Here is a 26,774-nt window from a genome sequence, read left to right as displayed (position 1 = left end):
GGTCACGCCGATCTCGGCGCCGCGGTTCTCGAAGCAGAACCCGGCCGGGTGAACACGGGGCACGCCGCGTGGGACGGATGAGTCCTACGCTTTATGACATGACCGAACAAGCAGCTCCCTACATCTCCCACCCGCGGATCATCGTGCTCGGAGTGCAGCCGGGCACACCGCCGTTCCGGATCGTGGAGATCGACGGCGAAGTGGTCGGCGAGGCCAGGGCCATCACCGACGTCCTGGAGGCCGCCGCCGCGTTCGGCATCACCGTCCACGACCTGGACGACCCGGACGCGGTGCGCTGGGTGGGCGGCGACAAGTTCACCTGGAAGCTGCGCTAGCCGGGCGACTCAGCCGACCGTCCACTTCTGGTTGGGGCCGCCAGGCACTTGCCCAGCGCGCGCAGGGCGCCGTCCGCGCCGACGGTCCACTGCTGGCGGCGGTGCCGTTGCAGTCGTGGACGGTGCCGTCCACGGACCAGGTGATCGAGTCGGGGGCCCAGTCCACGGCGAAAGTGTGAAAGGCGTCGGTGAAGGCCTGGTCCGGCCAGTTGACCGGAGTGCCCAGCATCCAGAGGGCCGGCCAAGTGTCGTACCAGCATTGGTAGTTGGCCGGGTTCTCGCCCCGGGCGGTGATCACCGGATGGCCGACCTGCCGCTTCGAGGAGTCGACCGCGGCGCCGGCCGGCCCGTCGAAGGTGTCCGAGAAGGTCTCGGCACCCGCCTCGGGCGGGTCCGCCTGCGCCGCACCGGTCGCGACCGACGCGACCAGTACGGCGGACAGGGCGGCGAACAGACATCTGCGCGGCCTCTTGATTTAAGAAGTGAGATAAGGCGAGCGTCAATGACTTGGTGCAGGCCAGGAGGTGAAGTGAGTCGACTAGGCGCTCTTCGTCCACTTCGGCGTCCGCTTCGCCGGCTTCTTCGTGGACTCGCGCGGCACCCGTTCCTTGGCGTGCACCGCCCGGTACAGCCGCCGCCCCACCAGCACATAGCCGATCAGCGCGCCCGTGGTGTTGAGGATGACGTCGTCGATGTCGAAGGCGCGGCCCTCGACCAGCGCGCCCTGGGCGAACTCGACCAGCAGCATCACCGCGGCGGTCAGCAGCAGCACCCTCAGCAGCCCACGCGCCCGGGGCGCGACGACCGGCACCAGGATGCCGAAGGGGATGCCCAGCACCACGTTCCCGCCGATCTGCTTCACGGCGTCCCGCAGGCCCGGCTGGTCCAGATAGGCCCGCAGCGTGCTGCCCGGATGCAGATTGGTGTGCGCCATCGACACCGACGCGGGGGAGGGCTCCAGGGTCAGCTTGGCCAGCACCACGGCGAACGCCACCATGAACCCGAAGGCGCACAGCATCGCGAGCAGCCGGATCGGCATGGGCAGGACATGCCGCTCGCGGGGGGTCGGACGCGAGCTGCGACCGGCCTTCCCGGCCCTGCCGCTCTTCTCGTTCTTCTCGTTCTTCTCGGCTTTCCCCGCCTTCCCCGCCTTCCCTGTTTTCTCGGCTTTCCCCGTTTTCTCATTTTTGTCGGTTTTGTCAGTCTTCTCGGTCTTGGTCGTACGCAGGCGAAACGCTGAACGCGGTCGCAAGGCTGCACGGGCCATTCGGTCCTCCAGTCTTCAACTTCCCTGCGTTGTAAGCCGGTTACCCGCTCAGCCGCCGAGGATGCCGCCGTGGCGCCGTTCCGGTTGGCGCGGTGCGCTGTTTTCCTCCCCGCTGCGGGGGCACTCCGGGCGGTGAGAGGAGGTGGCGGCCCGTGAACCGGCGTACGGCACTCCTCGCCACGTCCGAGGTGCTGGCCTGGTGGGCCGCGCTCGCCCTGCTGTGGCTGGTCCTCATCAGCACGGTCGACACGCTGGAGCGCGTGGTCGGCGCGGCCGCCGCCGGCGTGGGCGCCCTCACCGCCGGAGCCGCGCGACGGGCGGTGACCGGACGGTGAACGGCTGGACGCCGGCCGTGACCGTCCTGCTCGGCGGCGGACTGGGCACGGCCGTGTGGGGCGTGGCCACCGGCCCGCTGCGGCGCCGGGTGGTCGCCCAGAACCTGTCCACCGCCCTCGCCTGCCCCGGTCTGCTGCTCCTCTCCCAGGCCTACGACCGCCCCTCCTACGTCGACCTGGGCCTCGTCCTCGCCCTGCTCGGCCCGGTCGGCACCCTGGTCTTCGCCCGGCTGCTCGCGGACGAGCTCGCCGCGGACCCGCCGCGCGCCCGGGGCCTGACCTGGGCCGTGGCCGGCCTGGGCGCGGTCGCCGTGATCGCGCTGTGCGTGGCCACCGGACCCGGGCGGGCCATGGTCAAACTGCTGGTGATCGGCGCACTGCTGATCAGCGGAAACCTTCTCGCCTCGCGCGCCCTGTCCGGCGGATTCCCGGGGGTGCGCCGTGGCTGACGCGTCGATCGCCGTCGCGCTGCTGCTGGCCGCGGCCGCGGCGACCCTGGCGGTCGCGACCCGCGACCCCGTGCGCCAGGCCCTCGTCCTCTCCGTCCTGGGCGTCGTCCATGAACATGCTGCCCTATCTGGTCGCCGCATGGGTCTTCCTGGTCGGCTGCTACGGCCTCGCCACCAGCCGCAACCTGATCCATGCCGTCGGCTGCCTCTCCGTCTGCCAGGCCGGCACCTACGTCCTGCTGCTCGCCGCGGCCCTCGCCGTCGGAGTGGCCCCGGGCTTCGCCGACGTGGTCGCGCACTCCGTCGGCGAAGCCGGGTCCGCCGGTGTGATCGACTCCGTGGGGTGGACCCCGGCCGGCATCCTGCTGGGCCTGCTGTCGACCCTGCTCGCCGTCGGACTCGCCGCCCTCGCCGTCACCCGCCCGAAGCTGCTCGCCGCCCCGGACCGGGCGCTGCCGCTGCGGCGCCTGCAGTCCGGGCACGTCGGGGACTATGTGACCTGGGTGCTGGTCGGCGCCGTCCTGCTCGGCGCACTCGCCCTGCCGGGAGTGCTGGGCACCTGATCAGCTGCCGTAGGAGACCTGCACCTCCTTGAAGCCGAGGGAGTGCAGCAGGCCTTCGAGCATGTCGGTGGTGTTCGTCTCGGCCCGCTTGGTCAGCCCGCTGTCCTTGGCGGCGTCGCCGATGTGCTTCACGGCGAGCTTCTGCACGGCCTGTTCGCTGTTCGGGTTGTCCGAGAAGAAGTCGCCGAGACGGTCGAGGAGACCGCGCTGTTTGGAGACCGCGTAGGAGCGGTCCGGGTCGAGGGCCGGCTTGCCGAGCGCCGCGTGCGGCAGCCGGAGGGCCGCGGACGTGCGGTCGCCGTTGACCGTCACGTCGTCCTTGCCGACCTTGCCCAGGTCGACATAGGCGTCCACGGTGCCCGCCCCGACGTACAGGACGCGGCTGCCGCGGATCGCGTCGGGCAGATACTTGGTGTCCTTCTCCAGGTCCACGACGACCTGGAAGTTGCCGGAGGCGGCGTCGTAACGGCTCATGTCCTGGATGGATTGGAGCAGTGCGGGGCCCGTGCGGTCGTGCGTCTGGGTGCCGAACAGGTCCTTGAGGCCCGGCAGCACGCTCAGCCGGATCCCGGCGAAGAACACCACGAGCACCAGCACGACGGCGCTCACCGCCTTCGCCCAGCCGGGCATGCGCCTGGACACGCGCCTGATGGGAGTCGTCATGGCGACGTTCCTCCTTCCTGACTACTTCAACGAATGCCCGCCAAATCCCTTGGCAGACCGCCTCGTTGGCCGAAAGATGCCTCTGGTGGGGGCAAGCGGGGCGCACTGGCGTGGGAGAACTGTCCGTACCGGCACGCCTGGAGTCCCGGACGAGTACAGACAGCACGTCCCGGTCCCGCTGCCCCATGCACCGCATCGACCTCCCCGATGCTCCTGGTGCCGAACCTGCTGGACGACCCGAACGGGATGGTCGACCCGGACGGCGAGCCGCACCAGCGGCTGCGCGGCACGGTGCGGCGGGCCTTCACGCCCCGCGCGATCTCCCGCCGGCGGCACTGGGTGGCCTCGGTCGTGGACGCGCTCCTCGACGCCTACGCGGGACAGAAGCAACCCGCCGACATCATCGAGGGGTTCACCCGCTAGTGAGGGCGCAGTTCCCGGTCTCCCGCAGGCCGTGACCACCACACCCCCTCACCGTGCGTCAGCCCCGGCAGCCGCAGCTCGACCTCGCGCACCCGCCGGGCGGGCAGCTCGCCGGTGACCAGCCAGGTGGTCGACCCACCCGTCGTGCCGGTGAACTCCGCTCCGAGCAAGGCGAGGTGGGCCGTGACCGGGGTGAGGGCGTCGAGCGGAACCTCCGTCTCGAAGGCATGACAAGGCTCGTACAGTCTGGTCCTCGCCTGCTCCAGGGCCCGGTGCAGCACGATCGGTGTCAGCCCGCGGAAGTGGGCGGCGGTGCTCATGACGGAGCTGAAGCCGGACCGGACCAGCGTGACCCGGTAGTCCGTCACCGGCGCACCGGACAGCCCGCTCAGCATGCTCATGTGCACGGAGTCCTCGACGGCCTGGTGGAAGGCGCGGGGGAGTGCGCCGAGTTCCGTGTCGTACGTGAACACCCCGCCGGAGCCACGCGGCCCCGGCTCGACCCGCAGCCCGATCGTCGCCCAGTAACGGGTGCCGAGGTGCCACGGCATCTCCGCGCAGGCCTCGCCCCGTCCGCGCGGACGCTCCAGGAACCGCACCCTCCCCGGCTCGAAGTCCGCCTCGATGCCGAAGTCCTGCGCGAGCGTCGCCGCGAGCACCTCCATCTGGACCTCGCCGTACAGGAGCAGGGTCGTGACACCTCCGGCGGCGGGCCGGGCGTGGATCAGCGGGTCCTGGTCGGCGAGCGTGAGGAGGGCCGTGCGGAGGGGCGCCGCGTGTTCGGGGCGGCGGGAGCGGACCAGCGTCTCCAGCGTCGGCGGGGCGAACTGTGGTGTGCGGTCGGAGGGGGGATCACCGAGCCGGTCGCCGACACGGACCGCGCCGATGCCGGTGATCGCCGCGATGTTCCCGGCGGTGAGGGTGACGTCGCGACCGATCACATCGAGGCGGTTCGCGCGTCCGGCGACCTCGGTGGTCCGGCCGTCGGCCTCGCGTCGCAGGAACGTCAGACGCTGACGGGGCGTCACCTCACCGTCGTACAACCGCAGATACGCGGTCCGTTCGCCGCCCGGTCCGGGCCTGACGGCGAACACCGTGCCGCGCGGTTCGCCGCTGCCGGTGGCCGGCGCGGGCGGGATCAGCCGGACCAGGCCCTCGACGAGCTCGGCGACGCCCTGGCCGCCGAGGGCCGAGCCGAAGTGGACGGGGTGGAAGGAGCCGTCGGCGGTGCGCTCGGCCAGTGCCTTGCGCAGGTCGTCCGGCGTCGGTTCGGGGCCGTCCACCAGCGCCGCGAGGATGTTTGGGTCCACCTCGGCGAGCGCCTCCGCCAGCTGCGGGTCCCCGGCCGGGCGGGGCGTCACGCGGGCGTCGGGCGTGCCGAGGGCCGTCACGTCCGCGAGCGGGGCGACACACGGGGTCAGCTTCCGTCGGATGTCGGCGAGCAGGGACTCGGAGCGGGCGCCCGCGCGGTCGACCTTGTTGACGAAGACCAGGGTGGGCAGACGCAGTCGCCGCAAGGTCCGCATCAGCACCCGCGTCTGCGCCTGCACGCCCTCCACGGCGGACAGCAGCAGCACCGCGCCGTCGAGGACCTCCAGGGCGCGCTCGACCTCGGCGATGAAGTCCGAGTGACCAGGGGTGTCGATGAGGTTGATCCGGGTGTCGCCGGCCGTGAAGGAGGCGACGGCCGAGCGGATGGTGATGCCGCGCTGCCGCTCGATCTCGCCGTCGTCCGTACGGGTGTCACCGGCGTCGACGCTGCCGAGCCGGTCGATCGCCCCGTGGTCGAACAGCAGCCGCTCGGTGAGGCTGGTCTTACCTGCGTCGACGTGGGCGAGAATGCCGATGTTCAGGGTGTGCATGCGGGGTCGAGTCCTCGGGAATCGCGGTCCGGAAGGGGCGCTGGGAGATTCCGAGGAGTCGGCGCATGAGGTCTCCTGAGGCGTGGGAACGCGGTCGCCGCCATGATGGCGCCGGACGGGGCGCATGGCGCAACCGAATTTCGGCGTCAGTAGCATGAGGCACCCGGTCATGATCATGCGAGGAGCGGATCGTGCGAGACATCTCCGTGTTCAGCGGCAGTGCCCACCCCGACCTGGCCGCCGAGGTCTGTGCCCATCTCGGCGTCCCGCTCAGCCCCACTCGTGTCAGCCGGTTCGCGAACGACTGCCTGGAAGTGCAGCTGGAGGCCAACTGCCGGGAACGGGACGTCTTCCTGATCCAGCCGCTGGTCCGGCCGGTCCAGGAGCACCTCGTCGAGCTGCTGCTGATGTGCGACGCGGCGCGCGGGGCGTCGGCGGCGCGGATCGCCGTCGTCATGCCCCACTACTCCTACGCCCGCTCCGACAAGAAGGACGCGCCCCGCATCTCGCTGGGCGGGCGGCTCGTCGCGGACCTCATGGTGGCGGCGGGTGCGAGCCGCGTCCTCACCATGACGCTGCACTCGCCGCAGGTGCACGGCTTCTTCTCGGTGCCGGTCGACCATCTGCACGCCCGGCGCGAACTCGCCGCGTACTTCCGGCAGTACGACCTGTCCCGCACCACCGTCGTCTCGCCGGACCTCGGCAACGCCAAGGAGGCGGCCGCGTTCGCGCGGATGCTCGGCGCGCAGGTGGCGGCGGGTGCCAAGCAGCGGTTCGCGGACGACCGGGTCTCCATCAGCTCGGTGATCGGCGAGGTCGCCGGCCGCGATGTCATCGTGCTCGACGACGAGATCGCCAAGGGCAGCACGGTCCTCGAACTCCTGGAGCGGCTGCGCGAGTTGGGTCCGCGCTCGATCCGGGTGGCGTGCACGCACGGTCTGTTCGCGGACGGGGCGCTCAAGCGGATCGGCGAGCAGCCCGACGTACTGGAGATCGTGTGCACCAACACCGTGCCGGTCCGGGAGGAGGAGCGCACCGAGAAGCTGCGGGTCCTCTCCATCGCCCCGGCGCTCGCCGAGGCGGTACGCCGCATTCACAACGGTGAGTCCGTCAGCGCCCTGTTCGACGCGTCGCGAAGCGAATAGACATGAGGTAGCGAGCAACGCTCGGCATCACAGGGATGCTCAGGAGGGGTCGCAGTGGCGAAGGCGAAGTTCGAGCGGACCAAGCCGCACGTGAACATCGGGACCATCGGTCACATCGACCACGGGAAGACCACGCTCACGGCGGCCATCACCAAGGTGTTGCACGACAGGTTCCCCGACCTGAACCCGTTCACGCCGTTCGACCAGATCGACAAGGCTCCCGAGGAGCGGCAGCGCGGCATCACGATCTCGATCGCCCACGTCGAGTACCAGACCGAGCGCAGGCACTACGCGCATGTCGACTGCCCCGGCCACGCCGACTACATCAAGAACATGATCACGGGCGCGGCCCAGATGGACGGTGCGATCCTGGTCGTCGCCGCCACGGACGGCCCGATGCCGCAGACCAAGGAGCATGTCCTGCTGGCCCGGCAGGTGGGCGTGCCGTACATCGTCGTGGCCCTCAACAAGACCGACATGGTGGACGACGAGGAGATCCTGGAGCTCGTGGAGCTGGAGGTGCGCGAGCTGCTCACCGAGTACGAGTTCCCCGGCGACGACGTCCCGGTGGTCAAGGTCTCCGCGCTCAAGGCCCTGGAGGGCGACGAGCAGTGGGCCCAGTCGGTGCTCGACCTGCTCGACGCCGTGGACACGGCGGTCCCGGAACCCCAGCGGGACGTGGACAAGCCGTTCCTCATGCCGATCGAGGACGTCTTCACCATCACCGGCCGCGGCACGGTCGTCACCGGCCGTATCGAGCGCGGGGTGCTGCACGTCAACCACGAGGTCGAGATCATCGGCATCCACGAGACGAAGACCAGGACGACCGTCACCGGCATCGAGATGTTCCGCAAGCTGCTCGACGAGGGCCGGGCCGGAGAGAACGTCGGTCTGCTGCTGCGCGGCGTCAAGCGGGAGGACGTGGAGCGCGGGCAGGTCGTCATCAAGCCCGGCACGGTCACCCCGCACACCGAGTTCGAGGGGCAGGCGTACATCCTGTCCAAGGACGAGGGCGGCCGGCACACACCGTTCTTCGACAACTACCGCCCGCAGTTCTATTTCCGCACGACCGACGTCACGGGCGTGGTGACGCTGCCGAAGGGCACCGAGATGGTCATGCCGGGCGACAACACCAGCATGCATGTCGTGCTGATCCAGCCCATCGCCATGGAGGAGGGCCTGAAGTTCGCGATCCGCGAGGGCGGCCGGACGGTCGGGGCCGGCCAGGTGACGAAGATTCTCAGGTAGCGGGCGTCAAGCCAAGGGCGTCAGAAAAGTCCTCGAAGCGAGCCTCATAACGAGCCGGACGTGGCCTCTGGCTGGCCCAGGGCCGCGTCCAGCGTCGCGTGCGCGGGCAGCAGCCGGGCCAGCCCGGTGACCCGCATGATGCGCAGCGTGAGCGGGTGCGTGCACACCAGCCGCAGCTCCCCGCCCTGGTCCAGGACCCGCGCACGGGCCCGGTACAGCAGGCGCAGCCCGGAGCAGTCGAAGAAGTCGACGTGCCGGAGGTCGATCACCAGTCGGACGTCGGGGTGTGCCGTCACCCGGTCCAGACAGGGGGCGATCTCCATGGCGGCCGCGATGTCGATCTCGCCGCGGAACTCCAACACCATGTGGCCGCGGTCCTGCCGGACGCGCAGATGCCGGGTCGGCGGCGCAGGTTCCTGCTGCACGACGACATCGCCTCCCACCTGCTCCGTCCGTGGCGATCGCAGATCACCGGGGGCCGGGGTGACATCGTGCAGCGAGCGTACGAGTGCAGACGTGTCCCCGGGTCCCGAGTGAGCGCAAATCCGTTCCCCGCCCTGCAAGTTACCCTCGATGGAGTGAATTTGAGCATGTTCGATTGACATATGTCTTCGAATTGCGACACAGGTCGCTGAGGACTGCTCCCGGGGCGGGTGTGGCGGAGCTACGACAGTGCGTGCCATGCCTTGGTGAGTGCCTGCCGGAACTGCTCGGTCTGGTGTGCCGTGAGATCCCGGACCATCCGTTCCTCCAGCTCCCGCACCGGCTCCGCGTGCTGTTCGAGCAGTTCCCGGCCCGCCTCGGTCAGCAGGATCAGCAGCTCCCTGCGGCTCTGTGGATTGCGCTCCCGGCGTACCAGTCCGCGCCCCTCCAGTGACCGTACGAGATCGGCGATGGACTGCGCGGTGACGAACGAGTCCCGGGCGAGCTGGGCGGCCGACAGCCCGTCGTGGCGCTCCAGCACGGTGAGGGCCGTGTACTGCAGCGCCGTGATCCCGGACGGCCTGACCAGCTCGTCCAGGTGGGAACGGACGACGAGCTCCACCTGTTTCACCATATAGAGCAGAGACGGGGGCGCCTTGGTCGCCTGGGTGTCGAGCATGAATCCAGCGTAGACCATTGACAGGAAACCTGTCTGTAATGAAACTGCGGACCAACAGGAATCCTGTTAGTTGAAATCTTAGCGAAGAGGCTGAGGAGCGGTGATGACCACCTTCGAGATCGAACCCGGACGGCTGTTCATCGGGGGGCAGTGGCGCGACGCCGCCGACGGAGCGCGCACCGAGGTGGTCGACCCGTCCCGGGGCGCGGTCGTCACCACCGTCGCGGAGGCGGGCGCCGCCGACGTGGACGCCGCCGTGCACGCGGCACGGGAGGCCTTCGACAGCGGCACCTGGTCCGGGCTGAGCGGCCGTGAGCGCGGCCGGATCCTGCAGCGCGTCGCCGACCTGATCCGGGAGAACGCCGACGACATCGCCCGGCTGGAGAGCCTGGACGTCGGCAAGCCCATCTCGCTGTGTCACGCCGTCGACGTGATGAACGCGGCCAACGACTACGAGCACTTCGCCGCCCTCGCGCACTCCCTGGACGGCTCCGTCCGCGACACCCCCATGAACGCCCTCGCCTACGTCAAGCGCGAGCCGCTCGGCGTCGTCGCCGCGATCACGCCCTTCAACTTCCCGCTGATCCTCGCGGGTTCGAAGATCGGCCCGGCGCTCGCGGCCGGCAACACCGTGGTCCACAAGCCCGCCGACGAGACCCCGCTCAGCGCGCTCTACATGGCCCGCCTCTTCCAGAAGGCCGGCGTCCCCGACGGCGTGATCAACGTCGTCACCGGCACCGGCCCGGTGACCGGCGAGGCCCTCCTGCGCCACCGTGGCATCGACAAGGTCGCCTTCACCGGCTCCACCGCCATCGGCCGCCATGTGGCGAGCGTGGCCGGCGAGGCGCTCAAGCCCGTCACCATGGAGCTCGGCGGCAACGCGGCCCACATCGTCTTCGAGGACGCCGACCTGGAGAAGGCGGTCGGCGCGATCATCAAGGCGTTCGTCTTCAACACCGGCCAGTTCTGCATGGGGGGCCCGCGCCTGCTCGTGTCCCGCCCGGTCTACAGCACCCTGCTGGGCATCCTCGCCGACGCCGTGCCCGGCGTCCCGCTCGGTGACCCGCGCAACCCCGAGACCGTGGTCGGCCCGATGGCCGGGGAGAAGCATCTGAAGAAGGTCGAGGAGTACGTCGACCTCGCCCGCAAGGAGGGCGGCCGCATCGTCTGCGGCGGCGAGCGGCTCGACCTCGACGGTGGGTACTACTACAAGCCCACGGTCATCGCCGACCTCTCGAACGACTCCCGGGTCGTCCAGGAGGAGATCTTCGGCCCCGTCCTCACCGTGCAGCCCTTCGACACCGAGGACGAGGCGATCGAGCTCGCCAACTCCACGCCCTACGGCCTGGCTTCGGGCGTCCAGACCACCAACCTCGCCCGCGCCCACCGCATCGCCGACCGCCTCCAGGCCGGCATCGTCTGGATCAACGACTGGGCCATGCTCGACCCCGCGGTGCCCTTCGGCGGTGTCAAGGACTCCGGCTTCGGCCGCGAGTACGGCTCCGAGGGGCTCGCCGCCTACACCAAGGTCAAGTCCGTCGTCGTCTCGCTCGACTGAGCTCGGCTGATCCTCAACGCGCCCAAGAATCAAGGGAGTTCGTACGATGTCCATCACCACCCGCGCCGCGGTCGTCGAGTCCGGCGGAGCGCCCTTCACCCTCGCCGACGTCGAGCTCGACGAGCCAGGAGCGCACGAGGCGGTGGTCCGCATGGTGGCGACCGGCCTGTGCCACACCGACCTCGGTGTCGCGAGCGGAGGCCTGCCCTTCCCGCTGCCGGGCGTACTGGGCCACGAGGGCGCCGGCGTCGTCGAGGCCGTCGGCTCGGCCGTCACCGGCATCGCGCCCGGCGACCACGTCGTGCTGTCCTTCACCTCGTGCGGCGACTGCCGCAACTGCAACGGCGGTCACCCGGCCTACTGCGCCACCTGGCTGCCGCTGAACCTGATCGGCGGCCGGCGGGCCGATGGCACCAGCACCATCAGCCGGGACGGCGCGCCGCTCGGCGGCCACTTCTTCGGTCAGTCGTCGTTCGCCGAGCGGGCGTTGGTGGACGAGCGCAGCCTCGTCAAGGTCGACGCGGACGTCCCCCTGGAGTCGATCGCCCCACTGGGCTGCGGCGTCCAGACCGGGGTCGGCGCCGTGTGGAACGTACTGAAGCCGACCGCGGGCAGCACGATCGTCGTCCTCGGCGCCGGCGCCGTCGGTCTGTCCGCGGTCATGGCCGCCGCGCTGACCTCCGCCACGACCATCGTCGCCGTCGACCGCGTCGGCGAACGCCTCTCCCTGGCCCGGGAGTTGGGCGCCACCCACACCGTGAACTCGGGGCAGGAGGACCTCGGCCAGGCCCTCGCCGCGATCACGGGTGGCCAGGGCGCGGACGGCATCGTGGAGACCACGGGCAACGTCTCCGTCCTGCGCCAGGGCGTCGACGCGCTCGCCGCCCGCGGCACCCTGGTCGTCGTCGGTGCCCCGCCCTTCGGCACCGAAGTCGCCCTGGACGTCAACGGGTTGCTCGGCGGCAAGCAGGTCGTCGGCCTCACCCTGGGCGACGCCGAGACCCAGTCCTTCATCCCGTCCCTCGTTCAGCTGGTGAAGGACGGACGGCTGCCGCTGCACCGCCTGATCAGCACCTATCCGTTCGCGGACATCGACCAGGCGGTGCGGGACATGGGCGCGGGCAAGGCCATCAAGCCCGTGCTGACGTTCTGACTCAGTCGACCGTCAGGACCAGCTTCCCCGTGGTCCGACCGGTGTCGCCGAGCCTGTGGGCCTCGGCGGCATCGGCCAACGGGAAGGTACCGGCGATCGTGGCGCTCAGCTTCCCCGCGTCCACCAGCGCCGCGATCGCCTCCATCCCGCTGTGCGAGGCATCCACCAGCATCCGCAGCGACCGGACACCGAGCCGCTCGGCCTCCTCGTGGAACTCCCGCGAACCCACCGGCAGGATCGACACCACGAGTCCGCCCGGGCGCAGCACGCGCAGCGAACGCGTCGAGGTGTCCCCGCCGATCGTGTCCAGGACGACGTCCACGTCCTTCACGGCCTCGGCGAAGTCCGTCTCCCGGTAGTCGATCGTCTCGTCGACACCGATCCCGCGCAGGAACTCGTGCTTGACCGCGCTCGCCGTGCCGATCACATACGCGCCCCGCGCCTTGGCGATCTGCACGGCCACATGCCCGACGCCGCCGGCCGCCGCATGGATCAGCACCCGCTGCCCGGGCTGTACGTCCGCGTACTCGACCAGCGCCTGCCAGGCCGTCAGCGACACCAGCGGCAGGGCGCCCGCCCGGACGTGGTCGATGGCGGCAGGCTTGTGCGCGAACCAGCGCGCCGGCCCGGTGACGTACTCGGCGTGCGAGCCGTGGCCGTACGGGTACGACAGCATGCCGAAGACCTCGTCGCCGGGCTGGAAGCGGGCGACGCCGACGCCGACCGCCTCGACCGTGCCGGAGACGTCCCAGCCCAGGACGAAGGGCGGCTCGCCCAGGAACCCGCCGGTCGCGCGGTGCTTCCAGTCGGTCGGGTTGACGCCGGCGGCACGCACCCGGACCAGCACCTCGTTCGTCCGCGGCTCGGGGCGCGGCAGCTCTACCTGCTTGAGGACCTCGGGACCGCCGAGAACGTCCTGGCTGATGGCTCGCATCGTGTTCACAGTGCTCATGGTGAACCAGCCTGCCGGGGTCGGCCGCATCGGGAAATGGCACGATTGCCAACCTTCGATAGAATCATGCCATGCGTGGTGAACGAGATGTGCACCGGGTCGTCGTACTGGCCCTGGACGGCGTGTACCCCTTCGAGCTGGGCATGCCCAGCCGGATCTTCGGCGCGGCGGACGGCCGCTACGAGGTGCTGACGTGCAGCGTCGACGGCCAACCGGTCCGCACCAGCGCCGACTTCACGATCGGTGTCGAGCACGGACCCGAGATCATGGAGACGGCCGACACGGTGGTCGTCGCCTCCGTGACGCCCGCGCACATCCCCACCGAACTGCCCCCGGAGCTCGCCGCCGCCCTCGCCCGCATCCGCCCGGACGCCCGCGTCGTCTCCATCTGCACCGCCGCCTTCGTCCTCGCCGCGGCGGGCCTGCTCGACGGCCGGAAGGCCACCACGCACTGGCAGGTCGCCGACGCCTTCCGGCGCCGCTACCCGCACATCGACCTCGACCCGGACGTCCTCTTCGTCGACGACGGCCGCATCCTCACCTCGGCCGGCGCCGCCTCCGGCGTCGACATCTGCCTGCACCTCGTCCGCACCGACCACGGCAGCGAGCTCGCCAACGCGGTGGCCCGCCGCTGTGTCGTACCGCCCTTCCGGGACGGCGGCCAGGCCCAGTACATCGAGCAGCCGGTCCCCGAGAGCGGCGCCGCCGGAACGGCCGCCACGCGCGCGTGGGCCCTGGAGCGCCTCGACGACCCCCTCTCCCTGGCCGACCTCGCAGGGCACGCCCGGATGAGCCTGCGCACCTTCGTCCGTCGCTTCAACGACGAGGTCGGCATGAGCCCCGGCCGCTGGATCGTCCAGCAGCGCGTCGCCCGCGCCCGGCATCTCCTGGAGTCCAGCGACCTCTCCGTCGACCAGATCGCCGGCCATGTCGGCTTCGCCACGGGTGCCTCCCTGCGCCAGCACCTGCATGCGGCGATCGGGGTCTCGCCACAGACCTACCGGCGCACCTTCCGGACAGCGGCCCGCTAGGGGCCTGTTGCGAGAGTCCCGCCTGCCCCGCGACGCCCGGCACGCGCTCTCGACGCACCCGGCACAAGCCCAAGTACGTCCAGTACGAGGGCCTGCACCCGGCACGCCGAGAGCACGCACCGGACGCCGCAGGCACCCGCCCTACGGGCGGACGACGGGACTTTCGCAACAGGCCCTGGCCCCGAACGTTTCGCGCCGCCGGTGCGTCGGAGGACCGGAAGCAGCGAGCGGAACAGGGGTGGAGGATGCGCGCAAAACTCGCGGTGACGACGGCGCTGGTCGCCTCGGCGGCGGTGGCGTGCGGCACGCGGCAGGCCCAGGACCTGGTCGTCGCCGGCAGCCCGCCCGCGGCGGCCTACAGCGGCCCGCTGTACGTCCCCACGAAGAACCTCGACGAGCACAGCACCCGGGCCACCCGCATCGAGTCCGGTGCCGCCGGCCGGGCGCTGGAGTGCGACGGGGAGATCTACTCGGGCGGCCGGAGCGACCCGTGGAGCCGGGGCGACGGAGGCGCGACCCCCGAGGAGGGGCTCCAGGCGTACTTCGACATCGAGCAGCCCGACGTGCCCCACTACGGCTATCGCGTCGAGCGTCGGGAAGCCGACCGCGTCCTGTACTCCTTCGACGTGGACGGCAGGACCAAGGTCGCCGTCATCGTGGCCAGGGACCAGAAGAACAGGCCGGGTTGGGGACCGGAGACCAGCGCGTCCTGCGACCCTTCCGAACTCCCGGCGAGCTTCACCGACACACAGCGGTACGAGATCTGGACCGGCCAGGACGGCAAGCGGGTGCCGATCACCAAGCTGACCAGCAGTGTCGGCCCGGAGCACTGCGGCTGGCAGAGTGCGCACTTCCTGACGCTGGGGGAGGACAAGCTGTACGCCCGGGATCCCGACGGAGTCCTGGCCGACGCGCTCCTCGCCCCGTACGACGGTGACGTCCGGATGCCCGCCGACGCCCACGACACCGGATACCGCTACAAGGACTGGCGGCTGTGGCTGACGAGCGACACCTCGAAGGCCTACGTCCGCACACCCCACGGCGTGGAGGTCTGGCCGCGCGTGAAGGACGGCATCGGCTGCCGGTGAACGGCCGTCACCGGCTTGCGTGCAGGGCGACCAGCAACTGCCAGACCTCGTCGGCGATGTGGGTCGCGTCGCCCTCCAGCAGCCCGTGCAGCCAGTCGGCCAGCACCCCGCCGAAGGTGGCGGCCACCGCCGAGGCCACCAGCGGGGCGTCCGCCGCGCCCGCGCGCTGACGCTCGCGGAGGCTGTACGCGCGCAGGTCCCGGTGCAGGACCCGGCCGAGGGGCCCGCCGCCGCCCGGGGTCAGCAGTGCGCGGTACAGGCCGGAGTGCGGGGCGAGCGAGGCGAAGAACTCGGCCAGCGCGGGCGGGGCGTGCACCGGGTCGGGCCGGCCCGACCAGGAGTGCAGCGCCTCCACGGCCTCCCGTACGACGTCCGCGCACGCGTCGACCGCCAGCGCCTCCAGGCCGTCGTAGTGGACGTAGAACGTGGCCCGCCCGACCCCCGCCCGCCGCACCAGCGCCGCCACGCCCACCTCCGCGAGCGGCCGCTCGGCGCACTCCGCGAGCAGCGCCTCCCGCAACCGCGCCCGGGTGCGTGCGGCCCTGGGGTCCTCCGGTGCGGGACGGGTCACTGCGCGATCAGGACGGCGGCCAGGGCGAGCGCGCCGGGCAGGGCCTGGGCGAAGAGGATGCGGCGGTTGGCGGTGGCGGCGCCGTAGACGCCCGCGACCACGACACAGGAGAGGAAGAACACCTGGGCACGGTAGCCCGTCGGGTCCGCCGCGATCAGCCCCCAGACCAGACCGGCCGCCAGAAACCCGTTGTAGAGCCCCTGGTTGGCGGCCATGGGAGCGGTCGCCCGCGCCATCTCCGGGTCGAAGCCGTGCAGCGCCTTCCCGGGCTTCTTCTGCCACAGGAACATCTCCATCACGAGGATGTACGCGTGCAGGACGGCCACCAGGCCGACCAGAACATTCGCGACCGCTTCCATGCCGAGCTCCATTTCATAGACAGGTGTCCACTATAGCTGGACAGCTGTCCATGAAGTGCCACCGCGTACGCGACGGTCGGCCGACCGTCGCCGAACCCCGGCACAACTCCATTGCGTGCAGGGCGAGTTGCATTTCGAACGGGGTCACCGGATCGTGCAGTCGGCGGCCGAACAGGTCGTGGTTGTGCGGTTTTGGTGGCAGCGTGTTGACCGGACCGTCCCCGTCGTCGTGCGTGACTTGTCACTGGCGGACAGGCGTAGACATTCCGGTTGTCGGCGAGTGACAAGGCGTCAGCCCTGGCTGAGAGTGACGGAATCCTCACTTTCGCCTGTCGGTCGAGGTTGATCCTTTCCGCCTCAAACCCGATAAGCTCCCGTTCGGCGCCGCGAGTTGAATCGATCGCGATCGGTCGTCTCGTCGTGCGTCCGCATCATTGCGCTCCCCCCCTTGCACACTCCCCCTGTTCGATCGTGTTGCTTGTAAGGATGCAGATGGAACTCGCCACCCCGCCGCCGGCGGCGCGGGCCCCTGTCGCCTGGTACAGCTGGTGGTTGATGCCGCTGGCCTTAGGAGGCGGGACGGTTGCCGCCACGTTCATGAGCTCCGACCGAATAGCCGCTGGTGTCGCGGGCGTCGCGGCAACGGCCGCGAGCGCCGTCTGCGTACGGCTGCTGATCCGCACCCGCACCCAGCTGAGCCGCTCCGAGGGTTCCTTCCGCACGACGCAGGCCGAGCACTCGCAGCAGTGGCAGCAGCATGTGGCGGGACTGGAACGGAAGTTCACCGCCGAGCGCGCCTCCCTGGAGGCTCAGCTCACCGAGCACTCCGGTGCCTACGAGGCGCAGATGGCGGAACAGAGTGCGACGTACGAGGCCCAACTGGCCGAGCAGGCACGCTCCTTCGAGGAGCGAATCGCCGCCCAGGTGAAGTCGTACGAGGCCCAGCTCGCCGACCAGGCCGAGGTCTGGCAGGAGCAGCTCGCGCACCAGCATGACGCGGTGGCCCGGCTCGCGAACGAGCAGCTGCCCGACGCGCTGAAGCAGCTGCGCGCCGGTGACGCCATCGACGACCTGCTGCCCGAGGTGGGCCAGTGCGCCAAGGTCAGCGCCGACCTGCAGGCCGAACTGCGCAAGGTGCTCAGGACCGCGCTGATCGGTGTGGAGGAGGAGTTCAACCGGTCGACCTCCGCCGAACAGGCCGTCATCAGCATCGGCAACCGTATCCACGTGCTGACCAGCAAGCTCCGCGGCCGTCTGCACGAGATGCAGGGCGAGCACGGCCGGCTGCCCGCCGTGGCGCGCGGTCTGATGGAGCTGGACCAGGAGCTGGGCCCCGCCGACTCGCTCGCCGCGAGCATCGGCGTGCTCGGCGGCTCGGACCGGCCGGGACGGCAGTGGCAGGAACCGCAGCGTCTGCTCAGCGTGGTGCGCGGCGGCGTGGGCCGGATCAAGGACTTCCACCGCGTCGAGATCCGCCACCTGCCCGAACTCGGCGTCGACGGTGGTCTGGTGGACCACCTGACGCTGATCTTCGCGCAGCTGCTGGACAACGCGGCCCGCTACTCGCCGCCCAGCGAGCCCGTGCTCGTCTCCGGCAAGGAGGTGCCCAACGGCGTCGGCATCGAGATCCAGGACTCCGGCAAGGGCCTGAGTGACGAGAAGAAGCGCGACGCCGAGGACGCCCTGACCGGCGCCGCGACCGGACCGGGCATCGGCGGCATCTCCGAGGACGCCAACATCGGCCTGCGCGTCGTCGGCGCCCTCGCCCGCCGCTACGGCATTCGCGTCACCTTCGCGGACTCGCCCTGGCTCGGCACTTCGGTGGTTGTGGTGGTTCCGCACAAGTACTTCAGCCCGCTGCCCGCCGCCGCCTCGGCCTCCGCCGCGACCCCGGCGGTGCAGCCCGCCGAGCCCGCCCCGGTGCGCACGGTGGCCGCCGCCGAACGGGTGGCCGAGCCCGGCGAGGCAGTGGACACCACGCCCGGCGGACTGCCCCGGCGCCGCAGCAGACGGAACGAGACGGTGCGGCACGAGCCGGCCGAACGCCCGGAGCGGACCGAGGAGTCGAGCGTCGCCGCCGTCCCACCGGACGCTTCGTTCGCCGGTCTGGCCGCCTTCGCCACGGCCGGCCGGGAGGTCGGTGAGGAGTCCACCGAGGAGGAGACCGCACCTGCCGGACGCGGATCCGCCGAGCACCACAATGAAGAGAGCGACTAGTCCCATGACGCAACAGGGAACCGACGTGAGCTGGGCGCTCCGTGATCTGGTGGAGTCCATCCCGGAGATCCGATTCGCCCTCGTGGCCTCCAGCGACGGCAAGGCCATCACCTCCTTTGGTGCCGAAGATCCCGACGACGTCGACCGGTTCGCGGCCGTGGTGGCCGGGCTGCAGGCGCTGGCCCAGCCGGTAGCCGAGCAGTTCCCCAAGTACGCGGGGCAGCTCAGGCTGGCGATGATCGAGGTCGACGGCGGACACCTCTTCGTCGTACGGGCCGGTGTGGAGACCTATCTCGGTGTGCTGGCCCGGGAAGGCCTCGACCAGGGGCTGCTCGGACACCAGATGAGGGATCTGGCCCGCAGGATGGGCGAGCTCCTCGGCACCACTCCGCGCCAGGAGGAGCACTCTGGATGAGTGCTCCCCGCCGGCCCACGGACCCGTCCGGTCTCGAGCGCTACTACGTCCTCACCGGGGGGCGCAGCGGACCGGGCGGTTCGGCGTCGAGTCTCGACGTGGCGACCCTCATCGTCTCCATGACCGCCCCCGTACCGGGCCTGCAGCACGAGCACGAGGACATCCTCCGGCGCTGCCGCGATCCGCTGTCGGTGGCCGAACTCGGTGCCCACCTCGGATTGCCCTTCAACATTCTTGCGGTGCTGCTGGCGGATCTGCTCGAGGCAGGCCGCGTCGAAGCCCGTGACCCCATCCCGGCGCACGGCGCCGGCCGCGGGCCCGACCTCGCGCTCCTTGAGGAGGTACTCAGTGGACTTGAACGGCTTTGACCATCCCGGCCGCCCCGGCGGGGGCGGCACCCGCTCGGTGAAGGTGATGATCGCCGGCGGCTTCGGCACCGGGAAGACCACCATGGTCCGCTCGGTCAGCGACATCAAGCCGCTGACCACCGAGGAGACGCTCACCCAGGCCAGCGCCGACGTCGACCACCTCATCGGCGTCGCGGACAAGACGGAGACCACCGTCAGCCTGGACTTCGGCAAGATCGGCCTCAATGACAGCCTGATGCTGTACCTCTTCGGTACGCCGGGGCAGGAACGGTTCTGGTTCCTGTGGAACGGCCTGTTCAAGGGCGCGCTCGGCGCGGTCGTCCTGGTCGACACCCGGCGCCTTGCCTCCAGCTTCCGTGCCATCGAGGAGATGGAGCGGCAGAACGTCCCGTTCGTCGTCGCGCTGAATGTGTTCCCCGACTCCGAGGACTACCCGGTCGAGGAGATCCGCGACGCCCTCGACATCCCCGAGAACATCCCGGTCGTGGCCTGCGACGCCCGCGACCGGGCCTCCAGCCGTGACGTGCTCGTCGCGCTGATACGTCACTTGAAGGATCGCTCCCCCGTCGCACTGGAGCCCCGATGAACGACCAGACTTTAAACGGTCCCGACGCGCCCCGCGGGTGCCCCGTCGCGCACGGCGGGGCAGAACTCACGCGGTTGTACGGCCCGGACGCGGCCACTGACCCGCAGGCCATCTACGAGCGGCTGCGCAAGGAGCACGGCTCCGTCGCACCGGTGCTGCTGGAGGGCGACGTTCCGGCCTGGCTGGTGCTGGGTTACCGAGACAGCCGGCGGGTGCTCGACAATCCCAGCCAGTTCCCCCGGGACGCGCGGACCTGGCGGGACTGGCGGGAAGGACGGATCGCGGAGACCTCTGCGCTGATTCCGATGCTCGCCTGGCGTCCTGACTGTGTGTCCCAGGACGGCGAGCCGCACCGCAGGCTGCGCGGCGCCGTCAGCGATGTGCTGCAGGCCGCTGTCGGCCGCGGTATCCGGCGCCACGCCACGCACTTCGCCAACAAGCAGATCGACGGGTTCGCGGCCGACGGCCGCGCCGATCTGGTGGCGGACTACGCCGACTATGTGCCGATGCTCGTGATGAGCCGCGTGCTGGGGCTCGCCGAGGCACAGGGGCGCCGGCTGGTCGAGGCCTGCGCGGGGGTGCTCAGGGGCGGCGCGGAAGCCCTGGTGCACGACGGCGTGATCAGGGAGATCCTTCGTGAACTCGTCGCGCGCAGACAGTCCGAACCCGGCTCCGACCTCGCCAGCGACCTGCTGGGGCATCACGCGGCTCTCGACCACGACGAGGTCGTCGACCACCTGCGCATGGTGATGATCGCCGCGGCCGTCACGACCAACCTGCTGGCCCGGGTGCTGCGGCTGGTCCTGACCGACACCTCCCGGCTCTCCGGGCTGATCGGCGGTCAGCTGAACATCTCGGCGGTGATGGAGGAAGCCATGTGGAACTCTCCGCCGCTGACCGTCCTGCCGGGGCGCTTCGCCGCCGGCGACGTCGAACTGGGCGGGCACCGCATCGAGGGGGGCGACCTGCTCGTTCTCGGTCTGGCCCCGGGCAACCTCGACCCCGAGGTCCGGCCCGACCCGGGTGTCTCGGTCGAGGGCAACAAGGCGCACCTGGCATTCGGTTCGGGCCCTCATGAGTGCCCCGGGCAGAGCATGGGGCAGTCCATGATCGAGATCGCGGTGGACGTCCTGCTGCACCGGCTGCCGGGCCTGCGGCTGGCCGTGTCGGCGGATGAGCTCACGTCGACCGCCTCCACCTGGGAGTCCCGGCTGGACAGGCTGCCGGTCGAGTTCCCGGTGTGAGCGCGCTGCTGCCCGGCCGGTTTCCGGCCGGGCAGCAGCGTCGTCCCGCGCATACGGCGGCCGGCCGGTCGTTCCTCAGCCGTCGAGCCAGTCGCCCGTGACGCTCGTGGGACGGTGTCCCGTGGCGTTCCAGATGAAATGCGGGTGGGCGCAGCCGAACATGTAGGCGAGCAGTGCGGTGTCCTCCCTCCCGGTCTGCGGGTCGAACATGGTGTAGAAGTACTCGGATCCGACTGCGCCGGCGTCCTGTTGGACCTGACGAGCGCGGTCCGGGGACGGTGCCGCCATGGATGCCTCCACGGCGGCGAGGTAGGTGCGGCGCAGGATCTCCCATGTCCTGTCGATGTTGCCCTGCCAGGGACCGTGCAGTGCTTCGAAGGCATGGAGCTCGCCGTCGAAGAGGGCCCAGATCCGGGGGAATTGGGCTCGGCAGAGTGCGGACAGCTCGGCGGTCCGGGTGCTCAGTGCGGGTGCGGTGGGCCGCGGGGCGATGGTGAGGTCGGTGCCGTGGGTGAGGATGCCGGTGCATGCGTTGGGCTGCAGGTCGCAGAGCGGGCAGTCCTCGGCCGGTAGGAGGTCCTGGGTGATGCCGTCGAACCACAGGGCGTGGCGGCCCGTGAGCCCCATCCAGACGATGGTGCTGGGCATCAGCCAGGTGTTCCACATCGAGGAATGTGCCTCGGGCGTGCAGCCGTACTTGATCAGGGCGATGGTGCAGGCGGCGTAGAGGGCCTTGGTGTGGGTGGGTATGTCGGCGAGCCAGAAGTTGCTGATCTCGCCGGTGAGCGAGTCGACTCGCACGTCGGCCATGTCGTCGATTGCGCGGCACAGCAGCAGGGAGGCCAGGTGCTCCTCCTGCCAGAGTTCGGTGTCGGGCGAGACGTGCCAGAACAGGCAGTCCAGCATCTGCAGGACTGAGTAGGTGCTCTGGCTGAGCGGGTTGGTCTGGGGCAGCGTGACGCTGCCCGCGTGGTGTTGTTGGAGCCAGTACTCGTCGGCGGAACGCTTGTGGGCTGCGTAGAGTCCGCAGACCAGGGCCCGTGCGCTGTTGGTGCTGAAACTCTCGGCCAGGCGGCCTTCTACGAGTTGGGTGACCTGTGCGGTGTCGATGGTGTCGATCACGCGCTTGTATTCGTGGAAGACGAGGATGTCGTCCTCGAACTGGTGGCGGAGGCCGAGGTCTCGTTCGTGGTCGTTCAGCCACCGCGCATAGGACCAACCGGCGGTCAGGACGCTGTCGAGTTCCTCGCGGTACGGCCAGGTCTTGACCGTGAGGGGACGACCGGCGCTCTGCCGCCAGCCGTAGTCGTCCAGCGTGCGCGCAGGGGGCGTGGGCAGGAGACGGCACAGCGGGCAAGTGCAGGCGGGTGTCCGCTCCCCTGCGCGCGGCGGGGCGAGTGCCCGGGTCCGCCAGGCCCCTTCGAGCATCGTGCAGGTCAGTCGGCAGATCTCGATATCGGTGCTGACCTGGGGGAAGGCCGCTTCGATCATGCGCAGGCCGGTGTCGAGCCGTTTCAACCTGGCGTAGCCCTCCTCGTCGGGCGGGAGGAACGCGGGCTGCGCCAGGTGGAGGGCTCCCTCCACACGCAGCGTGGTGCCGGAGTGAGGGGAGCCCAGTGCGTCCAGCCGCTGCCGAGCGGCGTTCTGGGACCTCCGGTACGGCTCCGTGCTCCCTTGGACGCGTTTCACCATGAGGCGGGCCAGGGTGTTCCCCGCCTCCGTGGGCTGGAGCTGGGCGCTCGGCTGCGCCGGGAGCGGGTTGTCGGCGGACGTCGCCGGAACAGCACCTGCGATTCTGAATTTCACACCGGTCTCCCTACAAGCTGTGGTCATGACAACGGAATCGATCGACCGCGGCTGTGGGCCGGTCGTGTCGGGGGATCTTCTGTACCTTCGCCTGCCGGGGGGAGGACGAGCGTGACGTCCTGAGGCATGCGCTTCCTTTCGGGAGACGAACCGCAGGGTCCCTCCGGCCCTGCGAAACAGGCGGCCGTCGAGACGGCCCCCGCGCACTCGAACTGGGCTTTGGGGGTCGAAAGTTGAACCGAGAAGCGGTACGAGGCTGCCCAGAGCGTAAATGATCTACACCGTGACCTGGTCGTGATCTGGGTTACTGCACATGCCGCTTGAGCTGCGTATACTCGCGCGCCCGCCGCCTGTGTCAGGGGTCTCCGTGGGCGCACAGAGCACCGGCGTGTCGCCGCGTCCGGTGCGTGATACACGAGATGACGTCGCGCCAGGTAGGGTCGCGTGTCGCGCGGTTCGCACCGCCAACGTCCGCTGGCGACAGGCCTGTTGATACGGCGTCCATCCGGAGGCTGCCCGACGATGACCCCACCGCTCGCACGTACGCCCGAACAGCGCAGGCGGGACACCCTGCACCGTCTCGAGCACGACGTCGACGCCTGGGTCGCCAGCGCCGACGGCGACGGGGGAGCGCCGTACCTCGTGCCGCTGTCGTTCCGCTGGGACGGCGAGACGCTGCTGCCGGCCACGCCGGCCGCGAGCCCCACGGGACGCAGTCCGAGGACGACCGGCAGGACGCGTCTGGGCATCGGCGAGACCCGTGACGTCGTACTCGTCGAGGGCGCCGTCGACGCCCTCGCCCCCGCCGAACTGTCGGGCGAGGAGGGCGACCTCTTCGCGGCCCGCACCGGGTTCGACCCGCGTCAACTGGCCACGCCCTACCTGTACTTCAGGGTGCGGCCGCGCCGGATCCAGGCCTGGCGGGAGGCCGACGAGCTCGACGGGCGGGAGCTGATGCGGGACGGGAAGTGGCTGGTCGCCGACTGAATCGGCCGGACGGGGATATCCGTGAGGTACAGGGCGGCGGGGTACAAGCCCCGCGCCCCGGACCGTTCGGAGGAGACATGCCGCTCGTTGAAGCGGGCTTCTTGGTGCTCGACTGCGCCGAGCCCGAGAAGCTCGCCGTGTTCTACAAGGAGCTGTTGGAGGCCGAGGAGACGGACGCGACCGCCAACCGCGTGGAGATCAGGGGCGCCGAGGGCACCCGCCTGGCCTTCCGCCGCGACGTGAACGCGACCCCACCGAGCTGGCCACGCCCCGAGAACTCCCTCCAGGTCCACCTGGACTTCGTCGTGGCGGACCTGGACGCGGTGGAGCGCAAGGTGGTGGAGCTCGGCGGACGCCCGCTGGAGACGAAGGACGCGTCCGGCCCGTTCGAACAGCGCGGCTACGCCGACCCGGCCGGCCACTCCTTCACTCTGCGCCGCACCACACCGACGGCACCCAAACAGGGCTGAGCCCCAGGGGGTGTCCGGCGGATCGGCTCGGCGTCCGGGGCACAACTGCCCGGCAGCCGGCCCGATTCGCCGGACACCCCCTGGCCGTCAGTCCCGGCCCTCCGGATCGGAGGTCGGCCAGACGCCCGTCGAGCGCTCGATGGCCTTCGCGCCGCCGCGGTCCACCGCGCTGCGCACGACGGCGAAGATGGCGCCCTGGACCGCGGCGGCCAGCAGGATCTCTCCCCAGCCGCGGTCCCGGTCCAGCGCGTCGGGCGCGTCCTCCTCGTGCCGGATCGCCATCCATGTCCTGCGGAAGGCGATCCCCGCGACGGCCCCGCTCAGCCAGCCCATCGCGAACCCCAACGGCTTGTAGGCGAGGGGCAGTTTCAGCTTCTTCTTCTTGGTCTTGGCCATGTGGCCTCCTCGGTCGCACAGTCCAGTCGCTCAGTCGGTCGATCAGGGGCGCCCCCGCGCCGGGACCTCCTCACCCGCCGGCACCGGGCCGGGCGCCGTCCCGTCGCCGAACGGCCGCCCGCCCAGCTCCTCGCGGTGATGAGGCGCGAGCCAGCCGGACAGGTCCGGCCCGAGCGGCACGATACGGGTCGGGTTGATGCCGGTGTGGACCTGGTAGTAGTGCCGTTTGATGTGGTCGAAGTCGACGGTGTCACCGAAGCCGGGCGTCTGGTAGAGATCGCGGGCGTACGCCCACAGCACCGGGTTCTCCGCCAGCTTCCACCGGTTGCACTTGAAGTGGCCGTGGTAGACGGCGTCGAAGCGCACCAGCGTGGTGAACAGCCGGACATCCGCCTCGGTGATCGTGTCACCGACGAGATAGCGCTGCCGCTCCAGCCGCGGAACGAGCAGTTCCAGCCGCCGGAAGACCCCGGCGCACGCGGCCTCGTACTCCTCCTGGTCCGTGGCGAAGCCCGCCCGGTACACACCGTTGTTGACGTCCTCGTAGACGTCCGCCATCACCGTGTCGATCTCGTCGCGCAGGGCGTGCGGGTACAGGTCGGGCGCCCCCTCGCGATGCAGGGCGGTCCACTCGGTGGCGAGGTCGAGGGTGAGCCGCTGGTAGTCGTTGGTGACCAGCTCCCCGCTGGGTATGTCGACGATCGCGGGCACACTCACCCCGCCCGGGTAGTCGGTCTCCCGCCTGTCGTAGGCCTCGCCGAGGTAGCGGATGCCGAGGACCGGGTCGCGGTCGTCCGGGTCGAGGGTGAAGCGCCAGCTGCGGTCGTCCTGGATCGGGTCGGCGATCGCCATCGACAGCGCGTCCTCCAGGCCCAGCAGCCGCCGCGAGATCACTGCCCGGCTCGCCCATGGACAGGCACGGCTCACCACCAGCCGGTATCGGCCCGCCTCCACCGGCCAGCCGTCCCGCCCGTCCCTGGTGATCCGGTCCGTGAAGTGGCTCTTGGACCGCTTGAACGCCTTCCTGCCGTACGTGTCGTTTCCCCCGCCGCCCATGGTTCCTCCCTGCGATGCGTGTGCCCTGACAACCGCGTTCCCCGAATTCCGTACCCCGCACGGTGTGAGCCGACCGGTGAGGGGCAGTCGGCGAGGGTGAGCGGGACATCCTCGGAGACAACCTCGGACAAGAAGGCCGACCGGCGGACACGCGTCACTGTGCTGGTGGCGCTCGTGGCGAATCTGGTCATCGCGGCGGCCAAGGCCGTCGGCGGACTGGTCGCGGGGTCACCGGCCCTGCTGTCGGAGGCGGCGCACTCCGTGGCGGACAGCATGAACGAGGTGTTCCTGCTGGCCGCCCTGCGCCGCAGCCGCCGCCCGGCCGACCAGCGGCACCCCTTCGGCTACGGCAAGGAACGCTTCTTCTGGTCCCTCCTCGCGGCCGTGGGCATCTTCGTCATGGGCGGCTGCTTCTCCTTCTTCCAGGGCTTCGAGGCCCTGCGGAACGGCGCCGAGGAGAAGACCAGCGGCTATGTGGTCGGCCTGATCGTGCTCGGCGTGGCCTTCGTCGCCGAGGGCGTCTCGCTGCTGCGGGCCCTGCACCAGGTGCGCAGGCAGGGCGGCCTGCGCGACCCGGCGCTGCGCACGGTGGTCGCCGAGGACGGCACGGCGGTGCTCGGCGTGACCCTGGCCGCCGTCGGCATGGCCCTGCACATGGTCACCGGCCAGGTGGTGTACGAGGCGTCGGCCTCGATCGCGATCGGAGCGCTGCTCGTCTTCATCGCCTATCACCTGGGCAGCGAGGCCCGCGACCAGCTCATCGGCGAGGCGGCCGACCCGGCGGCGGCCGACCGGATCCAGGCCCTGCTGGAGGAGCAGCCCGAGATCGACAGCGTGGAGGCGCTGTTCACCATGAAGACGGGCCTTGACCAGGCCCTGGTGGCAGCCCGTGTCGACCTGGTGCCGGGCCTGGACAGCGAGCGGGTCGAGGAGGTCGCCGACCGGATCAAGCGGGCCGTCTCGAATGCCGTCTCCGAGGCGGATCAGATCTTCCTCGACATCACCGACCGGCCCGCGCGTGAGGCACGAGAAAGCCCCGCCGCGACGGGGGAGCGCGGCGGGGCCTGACGCACGCGTGCCCGGGCCGATCGGGTTCATGCGTACCTGAACGAAGATTTTTTCCGA

The 26,774-nt window shown here is 70.5% G+C and carries 30 protein-coding genes and 1 pseudogene; 19 read left to right on the top strand and 12 right to left on the bottom strand.

The genetic code is table 11. The features are described from left to right. Positions 1–98 precede the first annotated feature (98 nt). A complete protein-coding gene (locus tag ACWC09_RS08720) occupies positions 99–335 on the top strand; it encodes a hypothetical protein (protein ID WP_450849814.1) in 237 nt (78 codons plus the stop codon). A gap of 115 nt (positions 336–450) precedes the next feature. On the opposite strand, the pseudogene ACWC09_RS08715 reads toward ACWC09_RS08720, so the two are convergent. Both ACWC09_RS08715 and ACWC09_RS08710 read right to left on the bottom strand, forming a co-directional pair. Next, positions 451–810: pseudogene (locus tag ACWC09_RS08715) on the bottom strand (family 16 glycosylhydrolase); the annotation flags it as partial. A gap of 63 nt (positions 811–873) precedes the next feature. Continuing rightward, the gene (locus ACWC09_RS08710; RefSeq protein ID WP_450849813.1) at positions 874–1,602 is read right to left on the bottom strand and encodes a VanZ family protein; all 729 of its coding nucleotides are present in this window, start codon (positions 1,600–1,602) and stop codon (positions 874–876) included. Positions 1,603–1,754: 152 nt separating this feature from the next. Between ACWC09_RS08710 and ACWC09_RS08705 the strand changes: the two genes are divergently transcribed. The 3 genes from ACWC09_RS08705 (at position 1,755) to ACWC09_RS08695 (ending at position 2,949) form a co-directional block, all read left to right on the top strand. After that, positions 1,755–1,937, top strand: coding sequence for a hypothetical protein (locus tag ACWC09_RS08705; protein ID WP_450849812.1), 183 nt, complete (start codon positions 1,755–1,757; stop codon positions 1,935–1,937). Beyond that, positions 1,934–2,386, top strand: a complete 453-nt coding sequence (locus ACWC09_RS08700) for an MrpF/PhaF family protein (RefSeq protein ID WP_450849811.1) — start codon at positions 1,934–1,936, stop codon at positions 2,384–2,386. Before ACWC09_RS08705 ends, ACWC09_RS08700 begins: the two co-directional genes overlap by 4 nt. 110 nt (positions 2,387–2,496) lie before the next feature. After that, a complete protein-coding gene (locus ACWC09_RS08695; protein WP_450849810.1) occupies positions 2,497–2,949 on the top strand; it encodes a hypothetical protein in 453 nt (150 codons plus the stop codon). On the opposite strand, the gene ACWC09_RS08690 is transcribed toward ACWC09_RS08695, so the two are convergent. Further along, positions 2,950–3,612 carry a DUF4230 domain-containing protein gene (locus ACWC09_RS08690; RefSeq protein WP_450849809.1) on the bottom strand — a complete coding sequence of 221 codons (663 nt, stop codon included), beginning with the start codon at positions 3,610–3,612 and terminating at the stop codon, positions 2,950–2,952. It lies immediately after the preceding gene. 207 nt (positions 3,613–3,819) lie between these two features. Between ACWC09_RS08690 and ACWC09_RS08685 the strand changes: the two genes are divergently transcribed. Next, a complete protein-coding gene (locus ACWC09_RS08685; RefSeq protein WP_450849808.1) occupies positions 3,820–4,035 on the top strand; it encodes a hypothetical protein in 216 nt (71 codons plus the stop codon). On the opposite strand, the gene otr(A) is transcribed toward ACWC09_RS08685, so the two are convergent. Beyond that, positions 4,032–5,897, bottom strand: coding sequence for a tetracycline resistance ribosomal protection protein Otr(A) (gene otr(A) / locus ACWC09_RS08680; protein ID WP_450849807.1), 1,866 nt, complete (start codon positions 5,895–5,897; stop codon positions 4,032–4,034). The two genes, ACWC09_RS08685 and otr(A), sit on opposite strands and share 4 nt — an antisense overlap. 191 nt (positions 5,898–6,088) lie before the next feature. Between otr(A) and ACWC09_RS08675 the strand changes: the two genes are divergently transcribed. Both ACWC09_RS08675 and tuf read left to right on the top strand, forming a co-directional pair. Next, on the top strand, positions 6,089–7,042 hold the full coding sequence (locus ACWC09_RS08675) for a ribose-phosphate diphosphokinase (protein WP_450849806.1): 954 nt from the start codon (positions 6,089–6,091) through the stop codon (positions 7,040–7,042). 54 nt (positions 7,043–7,096) lie between these two features. Next, positions 7,097–8,290, top strand: a complete 1,194-nt coding sequence (gene tuf / locus ACWC09_RS08670) for an elongation factor Tu (RefSeq protein WP_450849805.1) — start codon at positions 7,097–7,099, stop codon at positions 8,288–8,290. 44 nt (positions 8,291–8,334) lie between these two features. Here tuf and ACWC09_RS08665 read toward each other — a convergent pair whose 3' ends face one another. After that, entirely contained in the window at positions 8,335–8,715 is a 381-nt protein-coding gene (locus ACWC09_RS08665) for an anti-sigma factor antagonist (protein ID WP_450849804.1), read from the bottom strand. Between the two features lie 239 nt (positions 8,716–8,954). Beyond that, a complete protein-coding gene (locus ACWC09_RS08660) occupies positions 8,955–9,392 on the bottom strand; it encodes a MarR family winged helix-turn-helix transcriptional regulator (RefSeq protein WP_450849803.1) in 438 nt (145 codons plus the stop codon). Between the two features lie 103 nt (positions 9,393–9,495). On the opposite strand from ACWC09_RS08660, the gene ACWC09_RS08655 reads away from it, so the two are divergent. Both ACWC09_RS08655 and ACWC09_RS08650 read left to right on the top strand, forming a co-directional pair. Further along, positions 9,496–10,950: an aldehyde dehydrogenase family protein gene (locus ACWC09_RS08655; protein ID WP_450849802.1), complete on the top strand. Its 1,455-nt coding sequence runs from the start codon at positions 9,496–9,498 to the stop codon at positions 10,948–10,950. A 46-nt stretch (positions 10,951–10,996) separates the two neighbouring features. Continuing rightward, positions 10,997–12,103, top strand: a complete 1,107-nt coding sequence (locus ACWC09_RS08650; protein ID WP_450849801.1) for an NAD(P)-dependent alcohol dehydrogenase — start codon at positions 10,997–10,999, stop codon at positions 12,101–12,103. A 1-nt stretch (position 12,104) separates the two neighbouring features. Here ACWC09_RS08650 and ACWC09_RS08645 read toward each other — a convergent pair whose 3' ends face one another. Continuing rightward, on the bottom strand, positions 12,105–13,055 hold the full coding sequence (locus ACWC09_RS08645; protein WP_450849800.1) for an NADP-dependent oxidoreductase: 951 nt from the start codon (positions 13,053–13,055) through the stop codon (positions 12,105–12,107). Positions 13,056–13,126: 71 nt separating this feature from the next. On the opposite strand from ACWC09_RS08645, the gene ACWC09_RS08640 reads away from it, so the two are divergent. Next, on the top strand, positions 13,127–14,086 hold the full coding sequence (locus ACWC09_RS08640) for a GlxA family transcriptional regulator (RefSeq protein ID WP_450849799.1): 960 nt from the start codon (positions 13,127–13,129) through the stop codon (positions 14,084–14,086). 245 nt (positions 14,087–14,331) lie between these two features. Continuing rightward, the gene (locus ACWC09_RS08635; protein WP_450849798.1) at positions 14,332–15,174 is read left to right on the top strand and encodes a hypothetical protein; all 843 of its coding nucleotides are present in this window, start codon (positions 14,332–14,334) and stop codon (positions 15,172–15,174) included. Between the two features lie 7 nt (positions 15,175–15,181). Here ACWC09_RS08635 and ACWC09_RS08630 read toward each other — a convergent pair whose 3' ends face one another. Continuing rightward, entirely contained in the window at positions 15,182–15,745 is a 564-nt protein-coding gene (locus ACWC09_RS08630) for a TetR/AcrR family transcriptional regulator (protein ID WP_450849797.1), read from the bottom strand. Beyond that, positions 15,742–16,104: a DUF1304 domain-containing protein gene (locus tag ACWC09_RS08625; RefSeq protein ID WP_450849796.1), complete on the bottom strand. Its 363-nt coding sequence runs from the start codon at positions 16,102–16,104 to the stop codon at positions 15,742–15,744. Before ACWC09_RS08625 ends, ACWC09_RS08630 begins: the two co-directional genes overlap by 4 nt. A gap of 492 nt (positions 16,105–16,596) precedes the next feature. On the opposite strand from ACWC09_RS08625, the gene ACWC09_RS08620 reads away from it, so the two are divergent. From ACWC09_RS08620 to ACWC09_RS08600, 5 genes are read left to right on the top strand one after another with little or no spacing between them, the layout of a single operon-like run. Further along, positions 16,597–18,321, top strand: a complete 1,725-nt coding sequence (locus ACWC09_RS08620) for an ATP-binding protein (RefSeq protein WP_450849795.1) — start codon at positions 16,597–16,599, stop codon at positions 18,319–18,321. Between the two features lie 4 nt (positions 18,322–18,325). Continuing rightward, positions 18,326–18,736 carry a roadblock/LC7 domain-containing protein gene (locus ACWC09_RS08615; RefSeq protein WP_450849794.1) on the top strand — a complete coding sequence of 137 codons (411 nt, stop codon included), beginning with the start codon at positions 18,326–18,328 and terminating at the stop codon, positions 18,734–18,736. Further along, the gene (locus tag ACWC09_RS08610) at positions 18,733–19,104 is read left to right on the top strand and encodes a DUF742 domain-containing protein (protein WP_450849793.1); all 372 of its coding nucleotides are present in this window, start codon (positions 18,733–18,735) and stop codon (positions 19,102–19,104) included. The genes ACWC09_RS08615 and ACWC09_RS08610 overlap by 4 nt, the downstream gene beginning before the upstream one ends. Continuing rightward, on the top strand, positions 19,085–19,690 hold the full coding sequence (locus tag ACWC09_RS08605) for a GTP-binding protein (RefSeq protein WP_450849792.1): 606 nt from the start codon (positions 19,085–19,087) through the stop codon (positions 19,688–19,690). Before ACWC09_RS08610 ends, ACWC09_RS08605 begins: the two co-directional genes overlap by 20 nt. Then, the gene (locus ACWC09_RS08600) at positions 19,687–20,934 is read left to right on the top strand and encodes a cytochrome P450 (protein ID WP_450849791.1); all 1,248 of its coding nucleotides are present in this window, start codon (positions 19,687–19,689) and stop codon (positions 20,932–20,934) included. Before ACWC09_RS08605 ends, ACWC09_RS08600 begins: the two co-directional genes overlap by 4 nt. A 75-nt stretch (positions 20,935–21,009) precedes the next feature. On the opposite strand, the gene ACWC09_RS08595 is transcribed toward ACWC09_RS08600, so the two are convergent. Beyond that, positions 21,010–22,740 (bottom strand): hypothetical protein, encoded by a 1,731-nt coding sequence (locus tag ACWC09_RS08595; RefSeq protein WP_450849790.1) that lies wholly within the window; start codon positions 22,738–22,740, stop codon positions 21,010–21,012. Between the two features lie 522 nt (positions 22,741–23,262). On the opposite strand from ACWC09_RS08595, the gene ACWC09_RS08590 reads away from it, so the two are divergent. Together ACWC09_RS08590 and ACWC09_RS08585 are read left to right on the top strand one after the other, a co-directional pair. Beyond that, positions 23,263–23,727 (top strand): pyridoxamine 5'-phosphate oxidase family protein, encoded by a 465-nt coding sequence (locus ACWC09_RS08590; protein ID WP_450849789.1) that lies wholly within the window; start codon positions 23,263–23,265, stop codon positions 23,725–23,727. Positions 23,728–23,804: 77 nt separating this feature from the next. Further along, positions 23,805–24,197: a VOC family protein gene (locus tag ACWC09_RS08585; RefSeq protein ID WP_450849788.1), complete on the top strand. Its 393-nt coding sequence runs from the start codon at positions 23,805–23,807 to the stop codon at positions 24,195–24,197. 87 nt (positions 24,198–24,284) lie between these two features. Here the strand turns inward: ACWC09_RS08585 and ACWC09_RS08580 are convergent, their stop codons facing one another. Both ACWC09_RS08580 and ACWC09_RS08575 read right to left on the bottom strand, forming a co-directional pair. Then, complete coding sequence (locus ACWC09_RS08580) at positions 24,285–24,593, bottom strand: DUF4235 domain-containing protein (protein WP_450849787.1); 309 nt, start codon at positions 24,591–24,593, stop codon at positions 24,285–24,287. Between the two features lie 42 nt (positions 24,594–24,635). Beyond that, positions 24,636–25,649: a glutathione S-transferase family protein gene (locus ACWC09_RS08575; protein WP_450849786.1), complete on the bottom strand. Its 1,014-nt coding sequence runs from the start codon at positions 25,647–25,649 to the stop codon at positions 24,636–24,638. Between the two features lie 96 nt (positions 25,650–25,745). On the opposite strand from ACWC09_RS08575, the gene ACWC09_RS08570 reads away from it, so the two are divergent. Next, positions 25,746–26,717 carry a cation diffusion facilitator family transporter gene (locus tag ACWC09_RS08570; protein ID WP_450849785.1) on the top strand — a complete coding sequence of 324 codons (972 nt, stop codon included), beginning with the start codon at positions 25,746–25,748 and terminating at the stop codon, positions 26,715–26,717. Positions 26,718–26,774: the final 57 nt, after the last annotated feature.

The organism is Streptomyces sp. NPDC001617 (assembly GCF_053596855.1).
This window is presented reverse-complemented; position numbering and strand designations above follow the sequence as displayed.

Bases quoted from the DNA above. Each gene is read 5' to 3' on its own strand.
- ACWC09_RS08710 (WP_450849813.1), bottom strand. From the start codon at position 1,602: ATGGCCCGTGCAGCCTTGCGACCGCGTTCAGCGTTTCGCCTGCGTACG.
- ACWC09_RS08640 (WP_450849799.1), top strand. From the start codon at position 13,127: ATGCGTGGTGAACGAGATGTGCACCGGGTCGTCGTACTGGCCCTGGAC.
- ACWC09_RS08620 (WP_450849795.1), top strand. From the start codon at position 16,597: ATGGAACTCGCCACCCCGCCGCCGGCGGCGCGGGCCCCTGTCGCCTGG.
- ACWC09_RS08650 (WP_450849801.1), top strand. From the start codon at position 10,997: ATGTCCATCACCACCCGCGCCGCGGTCGTCGAGTCCGGCGGAGCGCCC.
- ACWC09_RS08585 (WP_450849788.1), top strand. From the start codon at position 23,805: ATGCCGCTCGTTGAAGCGGGCTTCTTGGTGCTCGACTGCGCCGAGCCC.
- ACWC09_RS08645 (WP_450849800.1), bottom strand. From the start codon at position 13,055: ATGAGCACTGTGAACACGATGCGAGCCATCAGCCAGGACGTTCTCGGC.
- ACWC09_RS08615 (WP_450849794.1), top strand. From the start codon at position 18,326: ATGACGCAACAGGGAACCGACGTGAGCTGGGCGCTCCGTGATCTGGTG.
- ACWC09_RS08625 (WP_450849796.1), bottom strand. From the start codon at position 16,104: ATGGAAGCGGTCGCGAATGTTCTGGTCGGCCTGGTGGCCGTCCTGCAC.
- ACWC09_RS08610 (WP_450849793.1), top strand. From the start codon at position 18,733: ATGAGTGCTCCCCGCCGGCCCACGGACCCGTCCGGTCTCGAGCGCTAC.
- ACWC09_RS08580 (WP_450849787.1), bottom strand. From the start codon at position 24,593: ATGGCCAAGACCAAGAAGAAGAAGCTGAAACTGCCCCTCGCCTACAAG.
- ACWC09_RS08690 (WP_450849809.1), bottom strand. From the start codon at position 3,612: ATGACGACTCCCATCAGGCGCGTGTCCAGGCGCATGCCCGGCTGGGCG.
- ACWC09_RS08660 (WP_450849803.1), bottom strand. From the start codon at position 9,392: ATGCTCGACACCCAGGCGACCAAGGCGCCCCCGTCTCTGCTCTATATG.
- ACWC09_RS08655 (WP_450849802.1), top strand. From the start codon at position 9,496: ATGACCACCTTCGAGATCGAACCCGGACGGCTGTTCATCGGGGGGCAG.
- ACWC09_RS08590 (WP_450849789.1), top strand. From the start codon at position 23,263: ATGACCCCACCGCTCGCACGTACGCCCGAACAGCGCAGGCGGGACACC.
- ACWC09_RS08685 (WP_450849808.1), top strand. From the start codon at position 3,820: ATGCTCCTGGTGCCGAACCTGCTGGACGACCCGAACGGGATGGTCGAC.
- ACWC09_RS08635 (WP_450849798.1), top strand. From the start codon at position 14,332: ATGCGCGCAAAACTCGCGGTGACGACGGCGCTGGTCGCCTCGGCGGCG.
- ACWC09_RS08720 (WP_450849814.1), top strand. From the start codon at position 99: ATGACCGAACAAGCAGCTCCCTACATCTCCCACCCGCGGATCATCGTG.
- ACWC09_RS08695 (WP_450849810.1), top strand. From the start codon at position 2,497: ATGAACATGCTGCCCTATCTGGTCGCCGCATGGGTCTTCCTGGTCGGC.
- ACWC09_RS08600 (WP_450849791.1), top strand. From the start codon at position 19,687: ATGAACGACCAGACTTTAAACGGTCCCGACGCGCCCCGCGGGTGCCCC.
- ACWC09_RS08575 (WP_450849786.1), bottom strand. From the start codon at position 25,649: ATGGGCGGCGGGGGAAACGACACGTACGGCAGGAAGGCGTTCAAGCGG.